The sequence below is a fragment of the Amycolatopsis sp. NPDC050768 genome (assembly GCF_040654155.1).
Lineage (GTDB): Bacteria > Actinomycetota > Actinomycetes > Mycobacteriales > Pseudonocardiaceae > Amycolatopsis.
Map to the genome: position 1 here is coordinate 210,849 of NZ_JBFAHL010000005.1, position 24,469 is coordinate 235,317.

Below are 24,469 nucleotides of genomic sequence, written 5' to 3' on the forward strand. Positions count from 1 at the left end.
CCGGACAACCGAGCGTGCGCAGGAGGATGACCGGGCTCGAGCCGCCGGTTACCCTCAGCGGATACCGCCGCCGCGAGGCGAGCTGACGGCGAAGGCGAGGCTCCGCTGTGGACATCCACCCAACAGACATCCCCTTGGGCTGCGTTGTCGACGGGTTGACCGGCCTGTGTTCGGCGCCGGGCGCGACAGCACGGCAGCTCGAACGTGGGGTTCGCGCGGTGGTGGTATCGGATCCCACGGACTCGGTCCAGAGCGCCGGCGCCGGCAGCGGACACATCGTGGTCCTCACCGGTGTGGACGGGTCCGAGCCGCCCGGACCGGAGGGGATCCGACTGCTCAGTGCGGGCGTCGCGGCGCTCGTGCTCAAGGCGAGCACCGAGCTCGACCGTGCCTGGCAAACGGACGAAGGCCCCGCTGTGCTGGTCGCCGAGCGGAAACTCCCGTGGCTGGATTTCCTTTCCGCGATCTCCAGCACCGTGGGGACGAATGCCGGTCCGGCAGCGGCTGGTGCTTCGTTGTCGGAGCTCGTGGACGACCTGGCGGGTGAGGTCGGCGCGAACATCCTGGTCGAAGACATCGCGGGCCACGTGCTTGCGCATTCGGCAAGCGGTGAGCAGATCGACGACTGGCGGCGCGACGCGATCCTGGCGAAGCGGTCGGTGTGGCCGACGTCGGTTCTGCTCCGGCGGCACGGAGTGCAACCGCGGGCGATGGCCGGAGGCACGCCCATCCGGTTCACCATGCCCGGGGCGCGGGATCGGCTCGTGGCCGAGCTTCCCGGAGATCGAGCGGTGAGCGGTTACATCTGGGCTGCGTTGCCCTGGCCGGAGCTGACAGAGGACGAGGTCCAGGCGCTCGCGGAGTCGATCCGCCGAGCGACCGCCGAGATGGGGCGAGCAGTGTCCCTGCTCGGGACCGGCCGGCGCGCGGAGTCGGCGCGGCGTACCGCGCTGGTGCGTTCGGCGCTCGAGCACCCCGACGCCACGACTCTCAACCGGATCGGGTTGGCACCGGCTTCGCAAGTCGTCGTGTTCGCTGCCCGCTTTCCCACTCCCGCCGACGGCCCGGACGAGCTCGATCGGCTCCGCGCCCGGCTTGAGACCGACCGGGATTCCCGCATCGTCGTCGTGCTCGACGACGTCCTCGCGGTCATCGATCGCGCCGACGACAAGCTCCGCGACCGGACAGGTTCATCCATCACCAACACCGGCGCGACGGCAACCGTGGTCGAAGGCCCGGCCGCAGAACTCGGGGCACTGTTCGAACGCGCGCGTGCCGTGTTGGAGGAGGCGCCGCGACTTCCACGGCTCTACGAGGTGCGCCATGTGTGGGGAGCGCTGTGTCTGCGAACTCTCGCCGCACGCCCCGAGGACGACACCTGGGGTTCAGGCGGTGCCCTGCCACTGTTGCGCCACGACGCGGAGCACGGCACCGCTTACGTCCTGACTCTTCGCCGTTATCTCGAGCACTTCGGCGACGTCAAAGCGACTGCGCGCGGGCTCGGGGTACATCCCAACACCATTCGATACCGCCTCGGCGTGATCCGGAAGATGCTCGACGTCGACCTGGACAATCCGGACAACCGGCTGGTTCTGCACCTCCAGCTCGCGGTGCTGGAACGGCGGGGCGCCGGGCTCGCTCCGGCGCCCCGTCATCAGTCCCGTGTCGCCTCGAGCTCGTCGAGGACAGCCGGCTGAGCGGATCGGACCGAGTTCCGGCGACGCAACTGGTGCACCGCGCCCAGTGCGCACGCGAGGACCGTCACTCCGATGCTCATCACCGTCGACCCGCGGTTGCCGGGATCGAACAGGAAGCCCACCAGCACGGCAAACAACGCGGCGACCACGACGATGCCGAGCACCGGGTGTCCCCACATCCGGACCTGGAGCGCTTCCGTTTGCGACGCGGTCATGCGGAAACGCGCCTTGATCTGCGTCAGGGCGATCGCCAGATAGACGACGAGCGCCATCCCGCCGATCGAGCTCAGCAGGAAAGTGAAAACCGTCTCGGTCGGCAGGAAGTAGTCGGCCGCCACGGTGACAAAACCACCGCAGGACGCGGTGAGGATCGCCAAATGCGGTACGCCGCGCTTCGTGGTCCGCATCAGGCCGCGCGGCGCCTGCTGGTGCGTCGCCAGTCCGAACACCATTCGCGAACTCGCGTAGATGCCCGAGTTGAGGTTCGAGAGCACGGCGGTGATGATGGCGATCTCCATGACCGCGGACGCGCCGGGTATCCGCAGGTGTTCCAGCACCGCGACGAACGGCGCCGATGCGACGGCCGGGGAGTCGGAAGGCAACAGGGTCACGATGATCGCGATCGATCCGATGTAGAAAATCAGGATCCGCAGCACGACCGAGCGCATCGCTTTCCGCAGCGTGTAGGCGGCGTTCTTCGTTTCGCCGGCGGCGACCGTGACGACCTCCGTGCCGAAGTAGGAGAACATCACGACGAGCGCGGCGACGACGACGCTGCCGATCCCGCTGGGGAAGAATCCGCCGTGTCCGGTCAGGTTCTCCAACCCGGGCGAGGATGTCCCCGGCAGGATCCCGAAGACGGCGAGCACGCCGATGGCGAGGAAGGCGACGATGGTCACCACTTTGACCAGAGCGAACCAGAACTCGAGCTCGCCGAACAGGCCGACCGCCACGAGGTTGACGCCGGTCATCGCCACCACGAAAACCAGAGCGAACAACCACGGTGGAACGGCCGGCACCAGATTGCTGAGGATGGACGCCGCCGCGGTCGCCTCGAAGCCGGCGGTCACGATCCAGATGTAGGCGTAGACGTACCCGACCGCGATCCCCGCCCACGCACCGAATTCACGAGTGGCGTAGGCCGAGAAGGACCCCGTGTCCGGCGAGTGGACCGCCATTTCGGTCAGCATGCGCATGATCAGCACGACCAGCAGTCCGACAGCGGCGTACGCGACCAGAACGCCGGGGCCGGCCGTCTTGATGGCGCTCCCGGACCCGACGAAAAGTCCGGCCCCGATCACGCCGCCGAGCGAGATCATGCTGACTTGCCGAGAGTTGAGCCGGCGCTTCAGGCCGGCTCCGGATTCTTTGGTTGTTTCGCCCATCTTGTTCTCCTGGCTCTGTTCTGCGCCGGTGGTGCGCGCGGGATCGAAGCCCCCCTTGAGCTGATCGGGTCCCGGCGGTCGTCAGACCGCGACCGAAATCCCGGTTCCCGGCCGCACGTTCGCGAACTCCGCCCTGATCTCGGCCGGCAGGCCCACCCCGAGCCCCGGTGCTCGCGGAGGCGCGACGGAACCCCCCTCGATCTGCAGAACGCCGTCGAGCAGCCTGGTCATCAGCGGGTTGTCGTAGGTGCAGAACTCCACGAGCTCGATGCTCGGATTGGCGAACGCCGCGTGATAGTTCGCCATGATCGCGATCGCTGATCCCCAGGTGTGCGGTACGACTCGGAGGCCGTGCGACTCGGCCAGCGTCACGACCGCGTTGAGCTCACCGATCCCGCCGACAATCGTCGCGTCGGGTTGCAGAACGTCCACTCCGCGGCTGTTGGCCAGCGCCCGGAAGTCGGCTCGGGAGGTATACGTCTCGACGCCGGCGAGGGGAACGTCGACTTTGCGGCGCAGCTCGGCATAACCGGCGTGGTCATCGGCCGGACGGGGCTCTTCGAACCACTCGGCGTCCAACGCCGACAGACGGCGTCCGATCTGGACCGCTTCCTGGAACGTCCACGGCGTCGCGACTGTGCCCTGCGCACCGTCGAGCGCGAACCGCGTTCCGGGCAGGAGAACGTCCGCGACCCGATCGAGCAGCTCGAGGGTCTCCGGCACAGTCGGTCGCGCCCTGACCTTGACCAGGTCGAACCCGGCCTCCTGCTGAGCACGCACCTGCTCGACGACGGCGGCGACGGTCGGGCCCAGCCCGGTGCTCGCGTAGGCGCGAACCCGCTCGTGGGCCAGGCCTCCGAGCAGTCGCCACAAAGGCACGTGCTGCTCCTGCGCGAGCAGGTCCCACGCCGCCACCTCGAGCGCGGAGATGACGCCCACCGGCAGGCCGCCGCGCGCCCAGAACCTCGTGCTCCGCACAAGCAGGTCCCGCAGCGCGGCCGCGCTGCTCAGTCGTTTGCCGACCACCAGCGGCCGCATCGTTTCGACGATGCTGCTCACGGCCGTCACGGCGGCCGTCGCCTGCGTCACCTCACCGAGGCCGACCAAGCCGTCTTCGGTCTCGACCTCGACGATGGCGTGGTCGAACCCGTGGAACACACCTCCCAGCCACGGAATCGGCTCCGGCAGAGGCGCGCTCAGGGCAACCAGACGTACGTCTGTGATCTTCACTCTCTGGACCTTTCGACACCGGCGAACCACTCACGGTTGAACGGACGGAGTATGCGGAGTGTCGAACGACCAGGTCATTCGCTTGTGTTACAGGAAATGGGGCGAGCTTCTTGTGCGGATTTCCAAACGACCGCCGGGGAGATCAAGACCGGTACTAGCAATCTTCGCTAGCTCCTGCTAACTTCTCTTTGCATGTGCAGGGTTTCACTATGAGCAGCTCTGTGCCGACCGGGGACGAGCTCGTGCAGATCCTCGCGACGCTGGCCAACCCTCACCGGTTGCGGGTGATCGCGGCACTGAGCCGTGAGCGCAACTACGTCAGCAGGCTGGCGCGCGAGCTGGGCATCAGTCGCGCGCTGCTGCAGGTTCACCTGCGGAAGCTGGAAGCGGCCAACCTGGTGTCGGCGCGGATGGAGCTCTCGGAAGACGGGAAAGCAATGAAGTTCTACGAGGTGCGGCCATTCGTGCTGGACCTGACACCTGAAGCCGTGGTGGTCGCGGTCCGCACGCTGACCACGCCCGGCGAATCGGAAGGAACCCGGTGATGGATCGCAACTTGCAGGAACTGGCCGGCGTGATCGGGATGTTCGCGCTGGTCATCGTGATCATCGTGGTCACGGCCACGCAGATCGGAGCGGTCCGGCGGGAGAAGGCGCGGCGCGTTCGCGATGACGACTACCGCAAGCTCGCCGAGGAAGGCCTCGCCTCGCTGCGGAACATCGAACGACAGCTCACCGAGATGAGGACCCAGATGAACTCCGTCGAACGGATCCTGCAGCAGGTCGAGTAGTCACAAGAAGTCCTGGGCCGCCGAGCTGCCACTCGACGGCCCAGGTGAGCGAAGACGCACCGAACTCGCCCGCGGGCGAGCACTCAACGGAACCGTCCTCACGAAAGGACAGTATTTCATGCTGCCTACCGACAGCAGCCGCACCGGCGCGCCGTCACCATCTCAACAGCAACGCAGAGAAACACTCGCCGAACGGATCTCCGCGTGGTCCGTGCAGCACCGCGCGCCGGCGATCATCGGTTGGCTCGCACTGGTCGCACTTGCCCTGCTCATCAGCGCCGTTGCCCCGGGTGAGGGCGCACGCGCCGTGGACCCGGGCGAGTCGGGTCGCGCCGAAGTCGCCCTCGATGCGCAAGGAAAGCACGAGCCCGTGCGGGAGAACGTGCTGGTGCAGCCAGAAAGCGACGGACGAGCGCCGTTCTCGGCCAACCCGGCAGTCCGCGCCGCGACCGGTGATCTGGTCGCGACACTTCGAGCCGTACCGGGAGCGGTGGCCGAAGTCCTTTCGCCGCTGGATGATTCGAGCCGGATTTCCGGCGACGGCCGGTCCGGCCTCGTCACCTTCGTGCTCGCAGGCCCCGACGACCAGGTCTCGGCTCATTACCGGGCTGCCACCGAGGCCGTCGGGCAGGTGGCCGCACGCCATCCGCAGGCGCGGCTCGCCCAGGCAGGTGACGTGAGCCTGAACGACGTGGTCAACGACTCCCTCGGCCACGACGTCGAGCGCGCCGGGCTCATCTCGTTGGTGCTCACCCTGGCGATTCTGCTGATCGTGTTCGGCGCGCTGGTCGCCGCCGTCCTGCCCGTGCTGCTGGCCATGACCGCCGTGGCGGGTGCGTTCGGGCTGCTCGGGGTGATCGACAAGGCGGTGCCCGTCAACAGCGCGGTGAACGCGATCGTGCTGCTCATCGGGATGGCGGTGGGAGTCGATTACACCCTCTTCTCGCTCCGTCGGGTCCGCGAGGAACGCGCTGCCGGACACACTGACGACGAGGCACTGAGGATCACCGCCCGAACGTCCGGACGCGTCATCGTTGTTTCCGGGGTGACGGTGATCCTCTGTTTGTCCGCCATGCTGTTCACCGGCCTGGACAACCTGCGGGGTGCCGGTCTGGGTACCGCCGTCGTGGTGGCCGCCGCGATGGCCGGCGCGGTGACGTTCCTGCCGGCGCTCATTTCGCTGCTGGGTCCGAGAATCGACCGCGGACGCCTGCCGTGGATCGGCCGCCGGCGAACGGCCGCAGCCGAATCCCGGGCCTGGTCGGTGGTGGTCCGCACCGTGGTCCGGCGCCCACTGGCCTGGGGCGGCGCAGCCGCACTGGTGCTCATCATTGCCGCGCTGCCCGCGTCTGACATGCGGTTGGAAGACGCCGGTGCCCTGCACAGCGTGCCCCGCAGTGTTCCCGCGATGGACGCGGCGATCCGGGTCAACGAAGCGTTTCCCGGCGTGATCGCGCCCGCGAAGATCGTTGTCTGGGACGACGACGGCGGCGTCGTCGACAAAGCCGGAGTTGCGCAAGCGCTGGCAGGCCTTGGCCGGCGCGTAACCACGAGCGGCGGCTTGCTTTCCCAGCCAATCACCACCGTCACGGTGGGCCGCGCCCTGGTGGTCCGGGTGCCACTGGCCGGTTCCGTGACCGACCCAGAATCCTATCGAGCGCTGGAGGACCTGAGGACCGACATTCTGCCGGCCACCTTCGGGAAGGTGAGTGGCATCCAGTATGCCGTCACCGGCAAAACGGCGATCGCCTACGACTTCACGGCCGTGCTGTCCGGGCGGATTCCGATCGTCTTCGCCGCCGTGCTCCTGATGGCATTCGTCCTGCTGGCCGTGTCCTTCCGCTCGATCGCGATCCCGATCATCTCGATCGTGCTCAACCTGCTGTCCATCGGCGCCGCCTACGGCGCACTGACCTGGATCTTCCAGGACGGTCACCTCTCGTCCGTCTTCGGTTTCACCAGTTACGGCGGTGTGGTCTCGTGGCTGCCGATGTTCCTCTTCGTCATGCTGTTCGGGCTGAGCATGGACTACCACGTCTTCATCCTGAGCCGGGTCCGCGAACGGCGCGAGAGCGGAATGGACCTGCGCGAAGCGATCGTGAGCGGGATCGGGCGCAGCGCCGGCGTCGTGACGAGCGCGGCCGTGATCATGACCGCGGTCTTCGGCGTCTTCGTCATGCTCAACGCGATCGAGTACAAAATGCTGGGCTTGAGCATGGCCGTCGCAGTGCTTGTCGACGCTACCCTCGTCCGCGGAGTGCTACTCCCCGCCGCGTTGGCACTCCTGCCTCCACGGTCTTGGAAGCCGTCACGGTGGACGCGGCCCGGATGACCTGCGAACTGGCCGAAGCAAGGCTTTGTGAACTGCCATCCTGTGGCGTCTGCCGGATCAGCGCTGAACTGCGCTCGGCTGCAGTCAACCGCAAGAGCCATCCAGGGTTTTCTCGATAACGGCAGGCCAGGGCGTATGTGTGGACCATTCTGGCAGTGAGGGGGCGCGTCTTCGCAGGAGGACCGACGCGGATGTGGTCCTCATCGACGGTGTCCGCTCCGCCGGCGCCATCACGGAAATCCGGACCGTGATCGGCGACAAACCGTTGCTGTTCAACCAGATCGCGGGCGGCAAGTCGGCACGTTTGTCCCTGCCCGACTCGGCGCCTGACCCCGGGGCCGGCCGGATCCGTTCTTCCGGCCGGCCCCGCCCGGCGATCGAGCAAAGAACCCATCGCAATCGTCAGCTTATGTTGACACCTCGGCATCGTCAGCTTATGTTGACGAGATGAAGACACGAGCGGAGATCGCCGAGAGCGCGGCCAGTTCCGACCCCGACGTCGGATTGCGGGCGGTGGCGGCGCTGCGGGCGCTGGCGGAGGAACTGGAGACACTGCAGGTGGACCGGGCGCGCCTGTCGGGGTGGTCGTGGCAGGACATCGCGGCCCGGCTCGGCGTGAGCAAGCAGACGGTGCACCGCAAGCACGGCCGCAGAATCCGGGGGCCGAAATGAGGAACCGGCAGTTCGCTGAGGACGCCCGCGCTCTCGTACGAATGGCACAGGAACGCGCCCGCACGCTCGGACACCCCGGGATCGGCTCCGAGCACCTGCTCTTCGCGGTCGCGGACGCACCCACCCGAGTAGGCGAGGTGGCCCGGGAGTACGGCTTGACTCCCGACGGCGTCGCCACCCAGACCGACCGGCTCCTGGCCAGGCCACGCCGGGCGTTCGACAACGTGGACGCCGAGGCGCTCGCCGCGATCGGCATCGACCTGGACGCGGTGCGGGAAGCGCTCGAGACCAATTTCGGCCCCATCCCGCCACCCTGGCCGCGGACCCGGCGTCCGCGGCTACCAGGACACCTGCCGATCACCGGTCGGGCCCGGTCCTGTCTGCGGGCCGCGGTCACCGAGGCCGGGCGCCGTGGCGTGTCCCCCGCCGGGGCCAGTCACCTCGGCGCTGTCGTGGTCGGCACGTCCGGCGGGATGGTGCCGCCGATCCTGACCGCCCTCGGTATCTCCGCGCCGGCACTCCGGACGGCGCTTCTCGAACGCACCTGGTGACGTCGTGACCCGCCGGAACCGCCGGGGCCTGTGGTGGCTGCTCGCGACAGGCCTGGCCGCCTGGGCCGGCAGCTGGCGCATCATCCACTTGGAAGTGACCCGCTGGCACCATCTGGACTCACGCCTGCGCTTCACTCCGCCGCCCGCGCCTCCCGGCGGTCCGGCTCCCCACGCCGGACTACCGGTGATCATGGCCCTCGCGGTCGCCGGAGCCGCCCCACTGGTGTCCATCGTGGTCATCACACTCCTGCTCGCACGTCCGTCCACAAAGGACAAAAAGCACGCAGCCGGCTGACGTCTCGGGTCAGTCGTGGCCGAAGCCGGAGCAGCCATGGTTCGAGAGTGCCCCGTCCCGCAGCCGGTGTCCGCCGATTTGGCCGCGATTTTGCTGTGCTCTGGCCGAATTCGATGATCCACGGGAGCATCCACTGTGCCCGGTCACGAGCTTTGCGCAACAGACGGTTGGCGCCCCTCGATCTCCGCCGGTTGCGCCGCACCGCATGCGTGGCGGTACACGGAAACGAAGCTCTCGAGTGTGTCGGCGAGGTCGTGGCGGGCCACCAGCGCTCGGCCGGCCGCGCCCATCGACGCGCGGGCGCCGGGGTCGCGGGCCAGCTCGTCCAGCCGGATGGCAAGCGCGTCGATGTCGCCCGGCGGGTAGAGGTGGCCGTTGACGCCGGGGTGGACGAGGTGCGGCAGCGCCATCGCGTCGGCCGCGACGACGGGCAGGCCTGCGGCCATCGCTTCCATGGTGGCGATGCTCTGCAGTTCGGCGGTGCCGGGCATGCAGAAGATCTGGCAGCAGGCGTAGATGCGGACCAGGTCGGCGTCCGGGACGAAGCCGTGGAAGCAGACGCGGTCAGCCACGCCGAGCTCGGCGGCGAGGCTCATGAGCGCGGGGCGGCATGAGCCGTCGCCGACGATTTCGGCCCGGAGGCGCGGCAGGCGGGCGACGGCGCGGACGAGTTCGTCGACGTTCTTCTCCGCGTCGAGGCGGCCGACGAACAGGGCGGCGACGTCACCCGTGGCAGGTGTGGCGCGCTCGGCGTAGTGGGCAAGGTCGATCCCGCACGAGATGACGCGGACGGGACGTTCGAGTCCGTTGCGCGCCAGCAGTTCGGCGGCCCGCGGTGTCGGCGTCGTGACGGTCCCGACCGTGCGGTACACGCGAACCAGGTCGCGCCAGCCGACGCGGATCAGCGCGCGCCGGAGGGACTGAGGCAGCCGGACGTAGCCGAGGAGGTTCTCGGGCATGAAGTGGTTGGTCGCGACGGTCGGGATGCCCCGGCCTCGCGCGGCTGCGAGCAGGGCGCGCCCGACGGAGAAGTGGGATTGGACGTGCACGACGTCGGGCCGGACCCGGTCCAGCACGTCCTCCGCGGCCTGGCGGGCGCCGCCGGGCGTGCTGATCCGGAACGTCGGGTGGAAGGGCGTCCCGAAGGCGCGGGCGTCGTGGATGGTGAGGCGGCCGTGGTCCGTGTCGTCGCCGCGGGGCCGGGGTCGCAGCACGTGCACGTCGTGTCCGAAGTCGGCCAAGCCGTGGGCGAGCCGGGCGGTGAAGTGGGCGGCTCCGTTGATATCGGGCGGGAACGTGTCGGCGCCGAGCAGGATCCGGAGGCCGGAGGTGGGGCGCGAGTCGGGCATGGGGGGTTCCTTGTCGTGTTCGGAGGGACCGCTGAGGGAGCCCGCCAGCACGAGCACGCCGAGCACGGCGGCCAGCGCCAGGACGAGGCGTGCTGCGGCGAGTGCCGGCAAGAGGTGAGGTGCTTCGCCGTAGAGCACCTGGTCAGCGACGACGGCGGTGAGCGGGTCGAGCACTGTCGTGGCGGCGACCACGACGGCGGTGGGCCCGGCGGCGTGGGCTTGCTGGAGCAGCCAGCCACCACCGCCGATCAGCGCTCCGCCCGCGAGCGCGAATCCGGCCGCGGTCGGCAGGTGGGGCAGGCTGAGCGCGGCCGCCCGCATCACCGCGGCGCCGAGGCCGAACAGCACGGCTGCGGCGGCAGCGCGCCCGAGGCAGCGCGCACGGCCCCGGCAAGCGAGCCCCGCCGCGGCCACCACCGGACCGGCCAGCACCGCGAGCACGACCGCGCTCGTGGTGATGTGCGCGTGTGGGGTCGGCGCGGACGCCGAGGTGAGCACGAATCCGGCGACAGCGACGCAGACGACCGCGGCGGCGACGCGGATCCGGCGTGAGGTCGCCGCGCCTCGGCCGGCAAGCACGGTCAGCACGAGGCTGAGCACCCCGAGCGGCTGGACGACGGCCAGGGGCGCGAGCGACAACGCGGTCAGGTGCAGGGCGGTGCCGGTGACGCCGAGGAGGACCCCCGCCTGCCACGTTCGTGACCGGGCCAGCCGCGCGAGCTTGACCCGGCCCGTGACGCTGCTCCGGGTCTGGACGGCGTTGTGCTGCAGGGCAACGGATCCCGCGAAGAAGCAGGCACCGAGCAGTGCGAAGGCGACGGCGAGGAGGGTCATCGGGCCGCCGTCCGCACCACGAGCGCGATGGTCACCAGGGTGCCGAGCTCGGCGGCGAGCGCGACTCGTTCGAGCAGTCCCTGGGGCAGCTCGGAGACGAACTGCGCGATCCCGAACGCCGCTGCGGTGGCGAAGGCCAGCCGGCCGCACGAGCGGATCCGCGGTGCGTGACGGGACCAACGGGGGTCGGCGCGCAGGAGCCGTACCAGCGCACGGCAGGCCAGCGGAAGGCACGCGAACAGCACGGCGCCGCCGAAGCGGTGGATTTCGCCGTGCACCGTGACGACGGTGGTGCTGGGGTTTTCCTGGAACAGCAGGACGAGGAACAGCCCGGCCACCCACAGTCCGAAGAGGACGGACACGGCACGGTCGCGCGGCAACCCCGCCAGGTGCGCTGCCACGACGAGGGCGATCCCGCCGGCGAGCACGAGCAGCACCGCGATCGTGAACACGCCTCTGCCCCAGCGGTGCAGCGCGTAGTCGCTGACGGGGTCGCGGAACGGGTCGACGCGGTGCGCGAACCCGACGGTCAGCCCACCCACCAGGGCCAACGCGGCCGTCCACAGTCCGATCGCGGTCCACGCGATGGGGCTGATCCGCGCCGGCCGAGGCGAAGTGGTCCTCACTCCGCCCACGATCGTGAGCCTGGATGAGGAAATGATGAAGATCGAGCCCGATTTGGTTAAGAACCGCGGACAGGTGCCGCGCAGGGCAGGGTCAGCTCGAAGCGAGCCCCGCCGCACTCGCCGTTCGACGCGGTCACCCGGCCGTGGTGCTGCGCGACGACCTGCTGCACGATGGCCAGCCCAAGCCCGGAGCCGGGCAGTGAACGAGCGGACGCCGCCCGGTAGAAGCGTTCGAACACGTGCGGCAGGTCGGTGTCGGGGATGCCCGGGCCCTCGTCGGTCACCACGAGGTGCGCTTCGCCCGGCTCGGCGGTGAGGGTGACGGTCACGGTGCCGCCGGCGGGACTCCACTTGGCGGCGTTGCCCAGGATGTTCAGCACAGCGCGCTCGAGCGCGGCCGGCCGGCCCCGGACCACGGAGGCTTCGGCGGACAGGTCGAACCCGATCCCGGGCGCGTGTGGCCGCGCGCGGTCCACCGCCGTACGCACGAGGTCGTCAAGCTCTACGTCTTCCACGCCTTCGGGTGAACGGTCTCCCGTGGCCAGCTCCACCAGCTCGCCGACCAGGTCGGTGAGCTCTGCGGACTGCGTGTCGAGGTCGGCCAGCAGGCGGGCGTGGTCGTCCGAGGGCAGCCCGGACCGGGTCTGCGCGTGGATGAGCAGCTCGATGTTGTTGCGCAGGCTGGCCAGCGGCGTGCGCAGCTCGTGGCCGGCATCCTCGACCAGGCGGCGCTGTTCGTCGCGCGAGGTGGCCAGCGCGGCGAGCATCTCGTTGAACGACTCGGCCAGTTTCGCCAGCTCGCCGCGGCCCTTGACGGTGATCTCGGCCGCCAGAGCCTGGGTGCGGGCGACCTCGCCGGCCGCGGCGGTCAACGTGTCCACTGGCCGCAAGGCCGTTTTCGCGACGGCGCGGCCGATGAGCGCGGCGACCAGGACACCGGCGAAGCCGACCAGCAGTTCCCACAGCCCGAGGTCGGCCAGAGTGTGCTCGACACCCTCCGAGTCGCGGGCGACCTGCACCGCGCCGCCGTCCGGACGCGCGGCGATCCAGACGCGGTAACGGTCCGAACCGATCTTGTCGACCTCGGAGCCGACCGAGATCGCCCCGGCGGCGACTTGCCGCGCCGGCGCGCCGACCGGAAAGGCGCTCACTTCCCCGGCGGTCCCGGTGGGCGCGCCGGCGGCGTCGAGGAACTGGACGGTGAGGCCGATGCCGTGGTCCGGGTCGGTGCTGCGCCCGTCACGGTCGGCCGAGCGCAAGGTGGCCAGCGCGTCGGCCGGTGACGCGGACTTCGCGGCCACCTGGGCGTAGGCCTGCAGCTGCGCGTCGAACTGCCGGTACAGGCTCGCTTGCGTCACCAGCCAAGAGGTGAGCGAGACGGCGACCACCGCCACGGCGACCGCTGCCACCACGAGCACGGTCAGCCGGGCCCGCAACGTCAGGTCCGGGAGCCGCCGTTTCACAAAGGGTCCTCACGCAACACGTAGCCGACGCCGCGCACGGTGTGCAGCAGCCGGGGCTCTCCCCCGGCCTCGAGCTTGCGGCGCAGCGAGCCGACGTAGACGTCGAGGCCGTTGGACGCCGCGCCGAAGTCGTATCCCCAGACCTGTTCGAACATCACCGCGCGGGTCAGCACGTGGCGCGGGTTGCGCAGGAAGGTCTCCAGCAACGAGAACTCGGTTCGGGTGAGGCGAAGCGGCCTCGACCCCCGAGCGACCTCCCGGGTCGAGGAGTCCAGCACCAGATCGGCGAACGACAGCGGTGGCGGCAGCTCCGTCGCGGCGGAGGCGTAGTCCGTGCGACGCAGCAGAGCGCGGACCCGGGCGAGCAGCTCCTGCAACGCGAACGGCTTGACCAAGTAGTCGTCGGCACCGGCATCCAGGCCGGCCACCCGGTCGTCGATGCCGGTGCGGGCCGTGAGCATCAGGATCGGGACGTGGTTGCCTTCGGCCCGCAGCAGCCGGCAGCTGTCGATGCCGCCGAGGACCGGCATGGTCACGTCGAGGATCACCCCGTCCGGCCGCTGCGACCTGACCAGCTCCAGCCCACGCGCCCCGTCCGACGCGACCGACACCGTGTAGCCCTCGAACCGCAGGGTGCGCGACAGCGAGTCCCGCAGCGCGGCTTCGTCATCGACGATCACGACGTGCACTCGCGCCTCCGGGTCTCTTTCACGCAAGTTACCGACGGGTGGCTGAGCGGACCGTCAGCGTACGGTTATCGGCCGGTTAAATCCGCGTGCGAAGTCGTTGACCTCGGTCGAACCTCCCGTTGAGCGTCGAGAACCTACAGTCGATTCGTGCACGAAACCGCGGAACCGGAGACCGGCGGCCGGGTGCTCGCCCCGGCCGTCGTCGCCGGAGTCGCGACGCTGGTCTTCCTGCTGTTGATGGTCTCGGCGACCGGAACCCTGCCCTGGACGAAGGGATTCGACCTCGCCGTGCACTCGTGGCTCGTCGCGCACCGCTGCGCCGCGGTGGTCTCGTTCGCCGCAACCTTGACGAGCACCGCGTCCTCGGCGTTCGCCGTGCCGGCAGTGTTCCTCGCCGCGATCGCCCTGACGCGAGGCTCGCTCGGCGCCCGCCTGGCGCGTGCTGCTTGGGTCACCGGGGTCGTCGGATTGGGCGTGTTGTGCCGGTACGGGCTCTCCGCGCTGATCGCGCGGCCACGACCTCCCGAGGCCGACTGGGCCGTCACCGCGTCGGGCCAGTCATTCCCCTCGGGCCACACCTCGGACGCGATCCTGGCCGCGGGCATGCTCGCGTGGCTCGCGGCGCAACGGTTGCACGACCGGCCGGTCCTGCGCGCGACCGTGTGGATCGTTGCGGGCACCTACGTGGCGGCGATCGCGTGGACGCGGGTGTACCTCGGCGTCCACTGGCCCACCGACGTGATCGGCAGCATCGCCTTCGGGACCGCGTGGCTGTGCGGCGCTCTCGTCGTCCGCCGAGCGCTGCTCTCCGGCGGCCGTTCCGGCGCGAAGCCGTCCTCCGCGCCCGACTGAGCTGAGGTCGTGTCGGTCTCGGAATCCGTTCCGGTGGCGCGGAAAACGGTGACCGCAAGGAAAGTCCGGAGCGGGGCCCCCAGGCATGGGGCGGCCACGCAGACGAGCAATACGATCCCTGCTACCACAGAGGGCCGCGACCGCCTCGAGAACGTCAGTGCGTGGGCATGAGGGGCGTGAAGTCGCGGGCGGCAACGAACGGGGGACGCGGCGAGGCAGCGGCATACGGTTCCCGCAAGGTGTTCTCCACGCTGTTGAAGACCACGAACACATTGGAACGCGGGTAGGGAGTGATGTTGTTGGCGGATCCGTGCATGAGGTTGGCGTCGAACCACAGCGCGTGCCCGGCAGGACCGGTGAACTGGTTGATCCCGTGGGCCGCTGCCAGGCGCGCGATCGTGGTCTCGTCGGGCACGCCGACCTGTTGTTCCTTGAGTGAATCCCGGTAATGGTCCCCGGGGGTGGCGCCGGCGCACTGCGCGAACTCCCGGTGGGAACCGGGCATCACCATGAGGCCGCCGTTGAAGGGGTGGTTGTCCGTCAGTGCCAGTGACAGGCTGACCGCGCGGGGAACGGGCATGCCGTCTTCGGCGTGCCAGGTCTCGAAATCGGAGTGCCAGTAGAAACCCTTGCCGCGGAAGCCGGGCATGCAGTTGATCCGGCTCTGGTGCACGTACACCTCCGAGCCGAGCAGTTGCCGGGCCCTGTCCAGCACACGGGGATCGCGCACCAACCGTGCGATGAGCGGGCTCATGCGGTGGACTTCGAAGATCGACCGCACTGCCCCGGAAGCCTTCTCCCGCACCACGCGTTCGTCCGCTGCCAGCGTCTCGTCGGCGCAGAGCCGATCCAGCTCCGCACGCAGCAGGTCCAGTTCCTCTTCCGTGACCGACGACGGGACGATCGAAAATCCCCGTTCGGCGTGAGCGGCCAGCTCGGCCGGGGTGAACGGCTCGCGCAGCCGACCCGGCCACACCGCGGGCACCTCGCGGCGCAGCAGCGCCGGTTCACCGCCGATCCGCGTCGGATATCTGTCTTCGGTCGTGGTGCCCGTCGTCGTCATCCCAGTTCCTTCCATTCCACGGCAGGGCGAGTACCCCCGAACCCGAGTAGAATCCACATTAACGTGAAAATTCCTGCGACCGGCAGCGCTCACCCGCCTTGGCGCGGCATGCCGTCCTGAAACAGCACTGGTAAACAGTCGGGCTGATCGACGATTTCTTCGCAGGCACCCGTCGCATGCTTGCGTAACTCGGGACCCGGCCCGGGCCGCGGATCGATTTCGGCGACCGGGCCGGTGCCGTGAAAAGTTCGTCGTGGAAAGCTGCGTGAGCCGCCGCGGACTCACGAGAGAATGTTTCCCTCGGGATCCTCACCTCACCAGGTCCGTGACTTTCCCACTCGGGAAACAAGACCACGATTCCTTCTACGTCGACTTCATTGCCGCGCGGGCCGGTCAGCGTTTCGTGGTGATCGTGGTGACCGGCAGGCCGAACCGGCGCTCTGCTTGGTGCGGCAGGTCGGCCCGGAGCCAGCGGGAGGCGCGCCGGGGCAGCGTGGCCACGATGATCTCGTCGATCTCGCGGCCCGCGAGCACCTTCTCGATGGCTTCGAGCGGCCGGGCGCTCCCGAGGTCGCCGTCCGCCTGAACCTTCCGCTCGGCGAGGTCGGCGAGCACCTGGTCCAGCCGTTGCCGGGCCTGCGCTGTCGCCTCCTCGTCGGAGGCAGGTCGACCGAAGTCCATCACCACGCTGGGCATCGGCATCAAGCCGCCGGCGGCGGGCACCGTGTGGTAGTGCACGGCGGCGGTGTTCGGGACGAGCACGTAGAAGGAACTCGGCCCCGCCTCGATTCTCTTGTGGAGCTCGTTCTGCAGCTCCGGACCCAGGAGGGTCTGGTTCGCTACCACGAGGTAACTGCGCATGAAGACCACCCACTCGGTCAGCCCTTGACACGCTGTGAAATCTCATGATAAGTCGCCGCACGTGCCGTGGTCTACGGGCCAAGGGCCGCGACGGTCGCCTTCGAGACCAGGCGGAACCCGCGCACCGCCCGGGCCAAGAGGTCCACAAAGGACTTGCCGGTAGAAAATCCCGACCGACGCCCCGAACCCGCCGGGCTCACCGCAGATGGGACAGGTCGGCGGCGCCCACGAGTCCGGCCTCGTTGCCCAGCTCTGCGATCCGCACCTTCGCGGTCGGGCGGTGTCCGCGGCCGGTGAGGTTCTTGCGGAAGACGGCCTCCGTCGGCGCGCGGAGAATTTCCCCGGCCTCGCACACGCCGCCGGCGATGACGAACATGCCCGGGTCGAGGATCGCGGCCAGCGCGGCCATCCCGCGCCCGAGCCATTTGCCCAGCTCGTCGAAGCAGTTCAGGGCGGTCACGTCGCCGGACCGTGCGGCCTCGGTGACGATGTGGCCGGTGATGCCCGCCGGACGCCCCCCGGCGAGCCGCAGCAGCTCCGGGGCCATCGAGGGCGCGACGGTCGCCTGCTCCTGCGCCTCGAGTACGAGCGCACGCCCGCTGCCGTACTGCTCCCAGCAGCCGTGCAGGCCGCATCCGCAGCGCCGTCCGTCGGGGACGATGGTGAAGTGCCCGATCTCGCCGGCCAGCCCGTAGCGGCCCCGGAAAAGCTTCCCGTCGAGGACGACACCGCCGCCGATCCCGGTACCGATGGTCAGGATGACGACGTGGGTCTCGCCGCGGGCGGCGCCGAACCGGGCCTCGGCCCACGCGGCGGCGTTGGCGTCGTTCTCCACGATCACCGGCATGCCGAGCCGGTCCTCGAGCGATTCCCGCAAATGCTCGTCCCGCCAGGCGAGGTTCGGCGCGAACATCACTGTCGAACGCTTCTCGTCGACGAAACCCGCCGCGCCGAGGCCGACCCCGACCACGGTGTACTCGCTGGTCAGCTCGCGAACGGCGTCGGCGATGGACTCCTGGGTCTTCGACGGGTCGTCGGCGGGGGTCGGACGCCGGGTGCGGGCGACGATGTGCCCGCCCTCGTCGACCACCCCCGCGGCGATCTTGGTGCCGCCGATGTCGACGCCGATGGCGAGCGTCCCCTCAGGGGCTTCGCGGGCTGCCAGGGGAACCGTCTCCGCTGCCGGCGCCTGGGCGTTCACGACGCCCGCCCGGCCAGCACGTGACGCCCGAGCGCCGCGACGTCGATCTCGTCGAGGGAGGTCACCACGAGGTCGGCCCGCGCGGCCGCGAGCAGCGCCTCGTCGTCGGCCCTGGCGACACCGAGCGCCGCCATCCTGCCGGCCTTGGCTGCCTCGATGCCGCTGGCCGCGTCCTCGACGACGAAGCAGTCTTCGGGGGCGACGCCGAGTTCGGCCGCGCCGGTCAGGAAGATCTCCGGGTGTGGCTTGCCGTGGGCGAAGTCGCGGCCCGAGATGTCGGCGTCGAAGGAGTCGAGCAGGCTCAGTCCGGGCGTCACGAAGTCGTGGGAAAGGCCGTTCTGCGCAGCGAAGGTGTCGAGGCGGATCTGCCGCAGGAAGAGCCCGGCGTTCTTCGACGACGACGCCGCCGCGGTCGGGATGCCCGCGGCCTTCACCGCGAGGACGAAGCGCAGCGCGTCGGGGTAGGCCTCGAACTCGCCGGCCTCGATGAGCTTGATGACCATGTCCTGTTTGTGCGCACCGTAGACCTCGACGCGCGCCTTCGCGTCGGGGACCTCGAAGTACTCGAGGGCGGCCAGCGCTCCGGCGGCCCGGGGTTTGCCGGACATCACTTGCTGGTAGACCTGGGGAGTGAAGCGGTCGTCCGACCACGTTGTCCGCTCGCGGATGTCGGCCCACTCGGTCTCCATCAGCTCGCGCAGCGAGTCCTTCCAGGCCCGCTCGTGCGGGGAGTCGACGAGCACGCCGTCGACGTCGAAGATCGCGCCCTCAAAGCCCTTCGCCATGGTGACTCCCTTCCGCGTGGCCCGGGTGGCTCTCCACCGTCGCCGGCCTGGGCTCGTGGGACAGGGTGAAGATCCGGCTGTCCCCCGCCCCGAGCTCGTGGACCTCGTCTCCGACGCCGACGAAGACCGGCCCGCGGAAGCCCTGGGGAAGCGCGAAGACGGTCAGCTCGTCGCCCGTGATCGACACCCGAAGCGGTACGCCGCGGTACTGCATCGAGAAAACCAGGCCGTCGAGCCGGTTGAGCTGGGTCGGCGCGAAGTACAGCACGCCGTCCCGCACCGCGCTGCCGACGTAGTAGCGCTGCAGCAGGTCCAAGGTCCCGGACATGACACCCATGTGGATGCCTTCCTTGGTCGTTCCTCCTTGGACGTCACCGATGTCGCTCTCCAGCGCCACGATGAACCGGTCCCAGGAACTCTTCGGGTCCAGCGCGGCGAGCACGCCGGCGTGGGTGACGAGACTCAGCGTCGAACCGTGGGAGGTGCGCCGGTCGTAGTAGTCGATCGTGCGCCGGGTCAGCTCCGCATCGTGCTCGTAGCCGAGCCGGCGGAAGAGAGTGCGTAGCTCCTCGTCGGAGAACAGGAAGAACAACATGACCGCGTCGGCCTGCTTGGCCAGTTTGAAGCGGTCGGGTTCTTCGCCCTCAGCCTTGAGGATCCGGTCCAGCCGCTGGATGTTGGCATGTTCGGCCCGGTAGTGCTCCCAGTCGAGTTCGTCCAGGTCCAGGTAACCCTCGAATTGGCTGATGATGCCGTCCGGGTGGAACGGCACGTACATCTTGCGGCTCATCTCGTCCCACGTGTGCAGCTCGTCGTCGGTCAGTCCGAGGCGGGCGCGCAGCGCGGCGCGGCGGCTGGCCGGCAAGAGCCTCAGCACCCGCGGAGCGGTGTCGGCGATCCAGGCCACCATCACGTTGGTGTAGGCGTTGTTGCGTAAACCGCCTTCTTCGCTGCCGGGATAGCGCTCGTGGAACTCGTCGGGTCCCATCACGCCGTGGATCTCGTAGCGGTCGCGCTCCGGGTCGTACCGGGCGATCGAGGCCCAGAACCGTGCGATCTCGAGCATCAGCTCGGCGCCGTAGTCGCGCAGGAACTCCCGGTCGTCGGTGGCCTGGTAGTACTGCCAGACGTTGTAGAAGATGGCCGCGTTGACGTGGCGCTGGTTGTGGCTCAGGTCGGGGTCCCACTGGCCGGAGAGCGGGTTGAGGTGGACGACCTGGGTCTCTTCGGTGCCGTCACTGCCGCTCTGCCACGGGAACATCGCGCCCTGGAAGCCCGCTTCCCGGGCAGCCGCGCGGGCCTCGGTGAGCCTGCGATAGCGGTAGAGGAGCAAGCCGCGGGTGATGCCGGGCAGCCGGAAGTTGAGGAACGGGTAGATGAAGAGCTCGTCCCAGAACACGTGCCCGCGGTAGGCCTCGCCGTTGAGCCCCCGGGCCGGGACACCCGCGTCGTGCCGTGCGGTGTGCCGGGAGCAGACCTGCAACACGTGCGCCACGTGGAACCGCAGCAGCAGTTCGACCCGTGGTTCCCGTGGGAGCTCGAGGTCGCAGACCTCCCACAGCTCCTTCCACGCCGAAGCGTGCTCCACCAGTGCCCCGGCGAAGTCCGGGTAGCGCAGGACGCCCCGGCCCGCGGCCGCCAGCGTCTCGGTGATCGCGTTGTCGTGCGAGGTGAACAGCGACACCATCTTCTCCACCCGAACCGGCCGGCCTCGCGTCACGTCGAAGGTGATGACCTGCTGGATGTAGTCATCCATCTGATCCAGGGTGCGCTCCACCGGAAGCTGCTCACCGTCGAGGAAGACGCGGGTGCGGGCGGCCTCGGTGACATAGATGTCCGACTGTCGGGTCTGCACCTTCAGCGCGATGGTCTCGGGACCGAAAGTGCGCGGGGACACCGGGTCGAGGTGACGTCCCTCCAGCTCGCGGTAGCGGGCGACCATCTGATTGGTCACCCGGCCGTCCAGCCCGGAGATCACCTCGACGCGACCCGACCAGTTCTCGGGCGTCAGCGTCCACTCGATGCCGGCCTGGTGGCTGTGGGCCATGCTCACGAAGCGGCGGCTGCGCAGTGTCGTCTCCCGGCCGGCGCGGTCGCGGAAGCGCAGGACGCGCTGAACGGTCGCGAGCCGGATGTCGTAGGAGTGCTCGTAGGAGATCAGTTCGACGTTGCCGAGCCTGATCGCCTCCTCGCCCTCGATGCGCAGCTTGAGCACCAGCCAGTTCGGCAGGTTGACCAGGTCCTCGTTCTGCACCGGGCGTCCCCCGAGGATGGTGGTTTCCCGATTGAAGCCACCGTGCGCGTAGGTGCCCGGGTAGTGGACTTTGTCGGCGTCCTCCCACTCGGCCGCACCGCGGGTGCAGAAGTATCCGTTGCCCGTCGACGTCAGCGACTCCCGCAGACCCTCGACGCCGGGGTCGAAGTGGTCGTAGACGAGCACGCAATCGGACCCGGACTCCCCCTCGTCCGGGGCCTGGCCCTCGCCGACGGCCAGAGTGGACAGCAGCTGGGCCACTTCTTCCGGGGAGGAGAGGATGAAGTCGGCCGACGTGTTCCGATCGCCCACTTCGGGATCATCGGCCGTGCCGACGAAGATGCCGGCTCCCCCGCGACCGGCCAGTGCCCGGAACGCATCCTCGTCGGTGATGTCGTCGCCGAGGTAGATCGGGACCACGTCCGGCGAGTCCAGGTGCAGGTCGCGGAGCAGGTGGAGCACGGCCTTGCCCTTGTGCCAGTCGATCTTCGGCTGAAGCTCGTAGACCATCTTGCCGGGCGTCATCTTCAGCCGGTCCGGATGCTCGGCGAGGAGGGTCTCGACCACGGTGGCGATCCGTTGGCGCCGGTCCGGATCGACGCGTCGGTAGTGCACCGCGACCGAGGCCTTCTTCGGTTCGATCACCACGCCCGGGATCGAGCCGGTTTCGGTGCGCAGGCGATCGGTGACCTCACCGATGACGTCCTCGAACCCGCTCGCGGCATCGTGCTGGATCTCGCCCGCGGCCGGGCTCCAGATGTCGAAGCCGTGGCTGCCGGCGACCACCAGGTCGTCGATCCCCATCAACCGCTGCACGTCGAGCCGGTCACGCCCGCTGACCACACAAACCGGGCAGCGCATCGCCAGCGCCCGCACCGTGTCCCGCATGCGGTCGGAGATCAGGGCGTCCTCGGGGTGGTCCACGATCGGGGCCAGCACACCGTCGTAGTCGAGGAACACCGCCGGGCGCCGTCCGGCCAGCCGCTGCGCGAACCGATCACCGTCACGCAACGCGTGGGGAAGTTCTCGGACCGTCGACGTCGGCTCGGTCATCGTCAGGCCATCTCCTCCAGCTCACGCCCCTTCGTTTCCTTGACGTACTTGATCACGAAGAAGATCGACACGAAGGCGAAGAACGTGTAGACGCCGTAGGCAAGTCCCAGCCCGACATCCGACAGCGCGGGGAAGGTCGTGGAAATGGCGAAGTTGGCCAGCCACTGCGCCGCCGCGGCGACGGACAAGGCCATGGCGCGGATCTTGTTGCTGAACATCTCACCGAGCAGCACCCACACCACCGGGCCCCACGTCGCTCCGAAGAACACGACGTAGACGTTGGCGGCGATGAGCGCGATCGGCGCGGCCGAACCCAGGTCCGGCGTGCCGTTCACGATCGGCGCGGTGCCGAAGAGCAGGGCGAGGACGCCCAGACAGACGAACTGGCCGATCGAGCCGATCAGCAGCAGTGGCTTGCGGCCGATCCGGTCGACCAGTGCGATGGCGATGACCGTGGTGAGGATGTTGGTCACCGACGTGATCACGGTGATCGCCAGTGCGTTCTGCTCGCTGAACCCCACGGCCTGCCACAGCACCGAGGAGTAGTAGAAGATCACGTTGATGCCGGTGAACTGCTGGAAAACCGACAGTCCGATGCCGATCCAGACGATCGGCAGCAACCCCAGCCTCGGGCCACGGACGGTCACGAAGCCGGTGCGTTCGTTCTTTCCTTTGACCGTCCGGATGATCTCCGTGATCTTCGCGTCGACGTCTCCGCCGACGAACCGCCGCAGCACCTCTGCCGCTCTGGCCAGCTGCTCCTTCTGGACCAGGTGCCGCGGCGACTCCGGGATCGTCAAGGCCAGGAGGCCGTAGGCGAGGGCGGGAATCAGCAGCGACAGGAACATCCACCGCCAAGTCGCGAGGCCGAACCACAGAGGATCCGACGCCCCGCCCGATCCGGCGACCAGTGCGAAGTCCACGAGTAACGCCACGAAGATGCCGGACACGATGGCCAGCTGCTGCAGCGAGCCCAGCCTGCCGCGCAGGTGCGCCGGCGAGATCTCCGCGATGTAGGCGGGCGCGATCACGGATGCCGCGCCGACCCCGAGACCTCCGACGAGCCGCCAGAACGCGAGCTCCCAGATCGAGAACGAGAAGCCGCTGCCCAGCGCGCTGATGGCGAACGCGATCGCGGCGAGCCACATGACGCGGATCCGGCCGTAGCGGTCCGCGATCCCGCCCGCGAACCAGGCGCCGATCGCGCAGCCGATCAGCGCCGCGGCGACGGCGAACCCGAGGACGAAGGGCGACGCGTTGAAGGTTTCCCCGACAGCCTTGACGGCGCCGTTGATCACCGCGGTGTCGTAGCCGAAGAGGAAACCGCCGAGCGCCGCCGTCGCGGCGACGAGCACGGTGCGCCCGGTACTCGGGGTGGGATAGCTGATCCGATGGGCAGGATTGCCCTGCTGCCAAGAGGGTTCGCTCGACGGTGGCTGTTCGCCCGGTGTGGTCCCCACATGGACCTCCCCTGCGTGAGGGTCTCCGAGGCGGTCTGCGCTCGACGGCTCCCTCACACCTCCCTACAGGGTGTGTCCTAATTCACATTCCGTCAAGAGGGCGGTCGCCTGCGCAAATTTGCACACGAGCGCCGCATTATCCGGCTGCACCGTTTCCCGGCACACGGTCACGAACACGACCGGCCGACCGCAACTTTCCTACCGAGGAGAGGCCGGTGCTGTTGTTCGGCTGGAATACCCTGATTGGCGCCGGTATGGGAATTGACCTTGTCGGATTAGCCGCCGGAAAAGTCAAAGGAGCGGCCTTCCCGTCGCAAAGGGGTGCCCCTCTTCGGTCTGTGCCAGAGTCAGCCCCACCCATCGTCGTACTGCGGCGACCAGCCGGGGCCAGGGTTGGCCGGGGCCACGGTTCGCCTGGTCCGGGTGAAGCCGGACACGGGCACTCGCCCGGATGCTGCACTGGTGGGGAGGTTCGAGCGGAAACCGTTGCCGAAGCAGGACGCCCGCGGCACGTCACGCGTCGTGCACGCCGCTGACCTGCGTATCGAAGCGTGGGGACCGACGCGGGAAGCGTGTCTGACGGAAGCCGTCCGAGCGCTGGTGGAGAGTTTCGCCCGGACACGTCTGCACCGCGGGTCCGCGGCCTGGTCGTTCGAGGTCTGCGGCCCGACGGACGGTTCGGTGCTGGTCGCGTTGCTCGACAAGGTCATCCTCATGATGCGGACTCGGAGCCTGATCCCGGTCACCGCGGAAGGGATCGTCGTGGACGGCTCGACGGTGCGGCTGCGCTGCCAGATGACCGACCTCGGCGCCGTCATCCCGACCGGGGCGATTCCGAAGGCCGTGTCCCGGCGGGAGGTCCGGTGCGAGCGCACCGAACGCGGCTGGTGGTGCGCGGCCCGGATCGATGTCTGAGTCGCGGTGAAGTCAGGCGACTCCGTGCCTGCGCCCTGGAGATTTCACCCCGGTGCAACGCCGACGGTTCCGGCTACCGGCCGTGCTTCGTGCTGCGGTGGTCCGACGCGAG

22 protein-coding genes are annotated in these 24,469 nt (G+C 69.1%); 10 read left to right on the forward strand and 12 right to left on the reverse strand.

All coding sequences use genetic code 11. The features are described from left to right. The first annotated feature begins 218 nt into the window (after positions 1 to 218). Positions 219 to 1,697 carry a helix-turn-helix domain-containing protein gene (locus tag AB0H62_RS17095; RefSeq protein WP_220241660.1) on the forward strand — a complete coding sequence of 493 codons (1,479 nt, stop codon included), beginning with the start codon at positions 219 to 221 and terminating at the stop codon, positions 1,695 to 1,697. Here AB0H62_RS17095 and AB0H62_RS17100 read toward each other — a convergent pair. Together AB0H62_RS17100 and AB0H62_RS17105 are read right to left on the reverse strand one after the other, a co-directional pair. After that, positions 1,655 to 3,082, reverse strand: coding sequence for an amino acid permease (locus AB0H62_RS17100; RefSeq protein WP_220241661.1), 1,428 nt, complete (start codon positions 3,080 to 3,082; stop codon positions 1,655 to 1,657). The genes AB0H62_RS17095 and AB0H62_RS17100 overlap by 43 nt on opposite strands. A gap of 81 nt (positions 3,083 to 3,163) precedes the next feature. Continuing rightward, the gene (locus AB0H62_RS17105; protein ID WP_220241662.1) at positions 3,164 to 4,312 is read right to left on the reverse strand and encodes a mandelate racemase/muconate lactonizing enzyme family protein; all 1,149 of its coding nucleotides are present in this window, start codon (positions 4,310 to 4,312) and stop codon (positions 3,164 to 3,166) included. Between the two features lie 209 nt (positions 4,313 to 4,521). Here AB0H62_RS17105 and AB0H62_RS17110 point away from each other — a divergent pair, with 209 nt between their 5' ends. The 7 genes from AB0H62_RS17110 (at position 4,522) to AB0H62_RS17140 (ending at position 8,952) form a co-directional block, all read left to right on the forward strand. After that, positions 4,522 to 4,857, forward strand: coding sequence for an ArsR family transcriptional regulator (locus tag AB0H62_RS17110; RefSeq protein ID WP_220241663.1), 336 nt, complete (start codon positions 4,522 to 4,524; stop codon positions 4,855 to 4,857). Beyond that, positions 4,857 to 5,102 (forward strand): hypothetical protein, encoded by a 246-nt coding sequence (locus AB0H62_RS17115; protein WP_266118072.1) that lies wholly within the window; start codon positions 4,857 to 4,859, stop codon positions 5,100 to 5,102. The genes AB0H62_RS17110 and AB0H62_RS17115 overlap by 1 nt, the downstream gene beginning before the upstream one ends. Positions 5,103 to 5,313: 211 nt before the next feature. Next, complete coding sequence (locus tag AB0H62_RS17120; RefSeq protein ID WP_255638144.1) at positions 5,314 to 7,434, forward strand: MMPL family transporter; 2,121 nt, start codon at positions 5,314 to 5,316, stop codon at positions 7,432 to 7,434. Positions 7,435 to 7,627: 193 nt separating this feature from the next. Next, the gene (locus tag AB0H62_RS17125) at positions 7,628 to 7,885 is read left to right on the forward strand and encodes a hypothetical protein (protein WP_255638145.1); all 258 of its coding nucleotides are present in this window, start codon (positions 7,628 to 7,630) and stop codon (positions 7,883 to 7,885) included. Further along, positions 7,882 to 8,106: a helix-turn-helix domain-containing protein gene (locus AB0H62_RS17130; protein WP_220240030.1), complete on the forward strand. Its 225-nt coding sequence runs from the start codon at positions 7,882 to 7,884 to the stop codon at positions 8,104 to 8,106. Before AB0H62_RS17125 ends, AB0H62_RS17130 begins: the two co-directional genes overlap by 4 nt. A gap of 41 nt (positions 8,107 to 8,147) precedes the next feature. Beyond that, positions 8,148 to 8,657 carry a Clp protease N-terminal domain-containing protein gene (locus AB0H62_RS17135; protein WP_360586796.1) on the forward strand — a complete coding sequence of 170 codons (510 nt, stop codon included), beginning with the start codon at positions 8,148 to 8,150 and terminating at the stop codon, positions 8,655 to 8,657. Positions 8,658 to 8,661: 4 nt separating this feature from the next. Further along, positions 8,662 to 8,952: a hypothetical protein gene (locus AB0H62_RS17140; RefSeq protein ID WP_360586798.1), complete on the forward strand. Its 291-nt coding sequence runs from the start codon at positions 8,662 to 8,664 to the stop codon at positions 8,950 to 8,952. A gap of 143 nt (positions 8,953 to 9,095) precedes the next feature. On the opposite strand, the gene AB0H62_RS17145 is transcribed toward AB0H62_RS17140, so the two are convergent. From AB0H62_RS17145 to AB0H62_RS17160, 4 genes are read right to left on the reverse strand one after another with little or no spacing between them, the layout of a single operon-like run. Beyond that, on the reverse strand, positions 9,096 to 11,135 hold the full coding sequence (locus AB0H62_RS17145; protein ID WP_360586800.1) for a glycosyltransferase: 2,040 nt from the start codon (positions 11,133 to 11,135) through the stop codon (positions 9,096 to 9,098). Then, the gene (locus tag AB0H62_RS17150) at positions 11,132 to 11,761 is read right to left on the reverse strand and encodes a DUF998 domain-containing protein (protein ID WP_360586802.1); all 630 of its coding nucleotides are present in this window, start codon (positions 11,759 to 11,761) and stop codon (positions 11,132 to 11,134) included. The genes AB0H62_RS17145 and AB0H62_RS17150 overlap by 4 nt, the downstream gene beginning before the upstream one ends. A 56-nt stretch (positions 11,762 to 11,817) precedes the next feature. Then, the gene (locus AB0H62_RS17155; protein ID WP_360586804.1) at positions 11,818 to 13,224 is read right to left on the reverse strand and encodes an ATP-binding protein; all 1,407 of its coding nucleotides are present in this window, start codon (positions 13,222 to 13,224) and stop codon (positions 11,818 to 11,820) included. Continuing rightward, positions 13,221 to 13,913 carry a response regulator transcription factor gene (locus AB0H62_RS17160; RefSeq protein ID WP_220241670.1) on the reverse strand — a complete coding sequence of 231 codons (693 nt, stop codon included), beginning with the start codon at positions 13,911 to 13,913 and terminating at the stop codon, positions 13,221 to 13,223. The genes AB0H62_RS17155 and AB0H62_RS17160 overlap by 4 nt, the downstream gene beginning before the upstream one ends. A gap of 147 nt (positions 13,914 to 14,060) precedes the next feature. On the opposite strand from AB0H62_RS17160, the gene AB0H62_RS17165 reads away from it, so the two are divergent. Then, complete coding sequence (locus AB0H62_RS17165; protein ID WP_360586807.1) at positions 14,061 to 14,765, forward strand: phosphatase PAP2 family protein; 705 nt, start codon at positions 14,061 to 14,063, stop codon at positions 14,763 to 14,765. A 154-nt stretch (positions 14,766 to 14,919) separates the two neighbouring features. On the opposite strand, the gene thpD is transcribed toward AB0H62_RS17165, so the two are convergent. The 6 genes from thpD to AB0H62_RS17195 form a co-directional block, all read right to left on the reverse strand. After that, positions 14,920 to 15,828 (reverse strand): ectoine hydroxylase, encoded by a 909-nt coding sequence (thpD, locus tag AB0H62_RS17170; RefSeq protein ID WP_220241672.1) that lies wholly within the window; start codon positions 15,826 to 15,828, stop codon positions 14,920 to 14,922. A 393-nt stretch (positions 15,829 to 16,221) separates the two neighbouring features. Continuing rightward, a complete protein-coding gene (locus AB0H62_RS17175) occupies positions 16,222 to 16,689 on the reverse strand; it encodes a hypothetical protein (RefSeq protein ID WP_220241673.1) in 468 nt (155 codons plus the stop codon). Between the two features lie 196 nt (positions 16,690 to 16,885). Then, positions 16,886 to 17,890: an ROK family glucokinase gene (locus AB0H62_RS17180; protein ID WP_360586809.1), complete on the reverse strand. Its 1,005-nt coding sequence runs from the start codon at positions 17,888 to 17,890 to the stop codon at positions 16,886 to 16,888. Then, a complete protein-coding gene (locus AB0H62_RS17185) occupies positions 17,887 to 18,675 on the reverse strand; it encodes an HAD-IA family hydrolase (RefSeq protein ID WP_220241674.1) in 789 nt (262 codons plus the stop codon). Before AB0H62_RS17185 ends, AB0H62_RS17180 begins: the two co-directional genes overlap by 4 nt. Further along, complete coding sequence (gene otsB / locus AB0H62_RS17190) at positions 18,659 to 21,982, reverse strand: trehalose-phosphatase (RefSeq protein ID WP_220241675.1); 3,324 nt, start codon at positions 21,980 to 21,982, stop codon at positions 18,659 to 18,661. The genes AB0H62_RS17185 and otsB overlap by 17 nt, the downstream gene beginning before the upstream one ends. A gap of 2 nt (positions 21,983 to 21,984) precedes the next feature. Then, positions 21,985 to 23,442: a sugar porter family MFS transporter gene (locus AB0H62_RS17195; protein ID WP_255638148.1), complete on the reverse strand. Its 1,458-nt coding sequence runs from the start codon at positions 23,440 to 23,442 to the stop codon at positions 21,985 to 21,987. 462 nt (positions 23,443 to 23,904) lie between these two features. Between AB0H62_RS17195 and AB0H62_RS17200 the strand changes: the two genes are divergently transcribed. Beyond that, complete coding sequence (locus tag AB0H62_RS17200) at positions 23,905 to 24,357, forward strand: archease (protein WP_220241676.1); 453 nt, start codon at positions 23,905 to 23,907, stop codon at positions 24,355 to 24,357. Positions 24,358 to 24,469 lie beyond the last annotated feature (112 nt).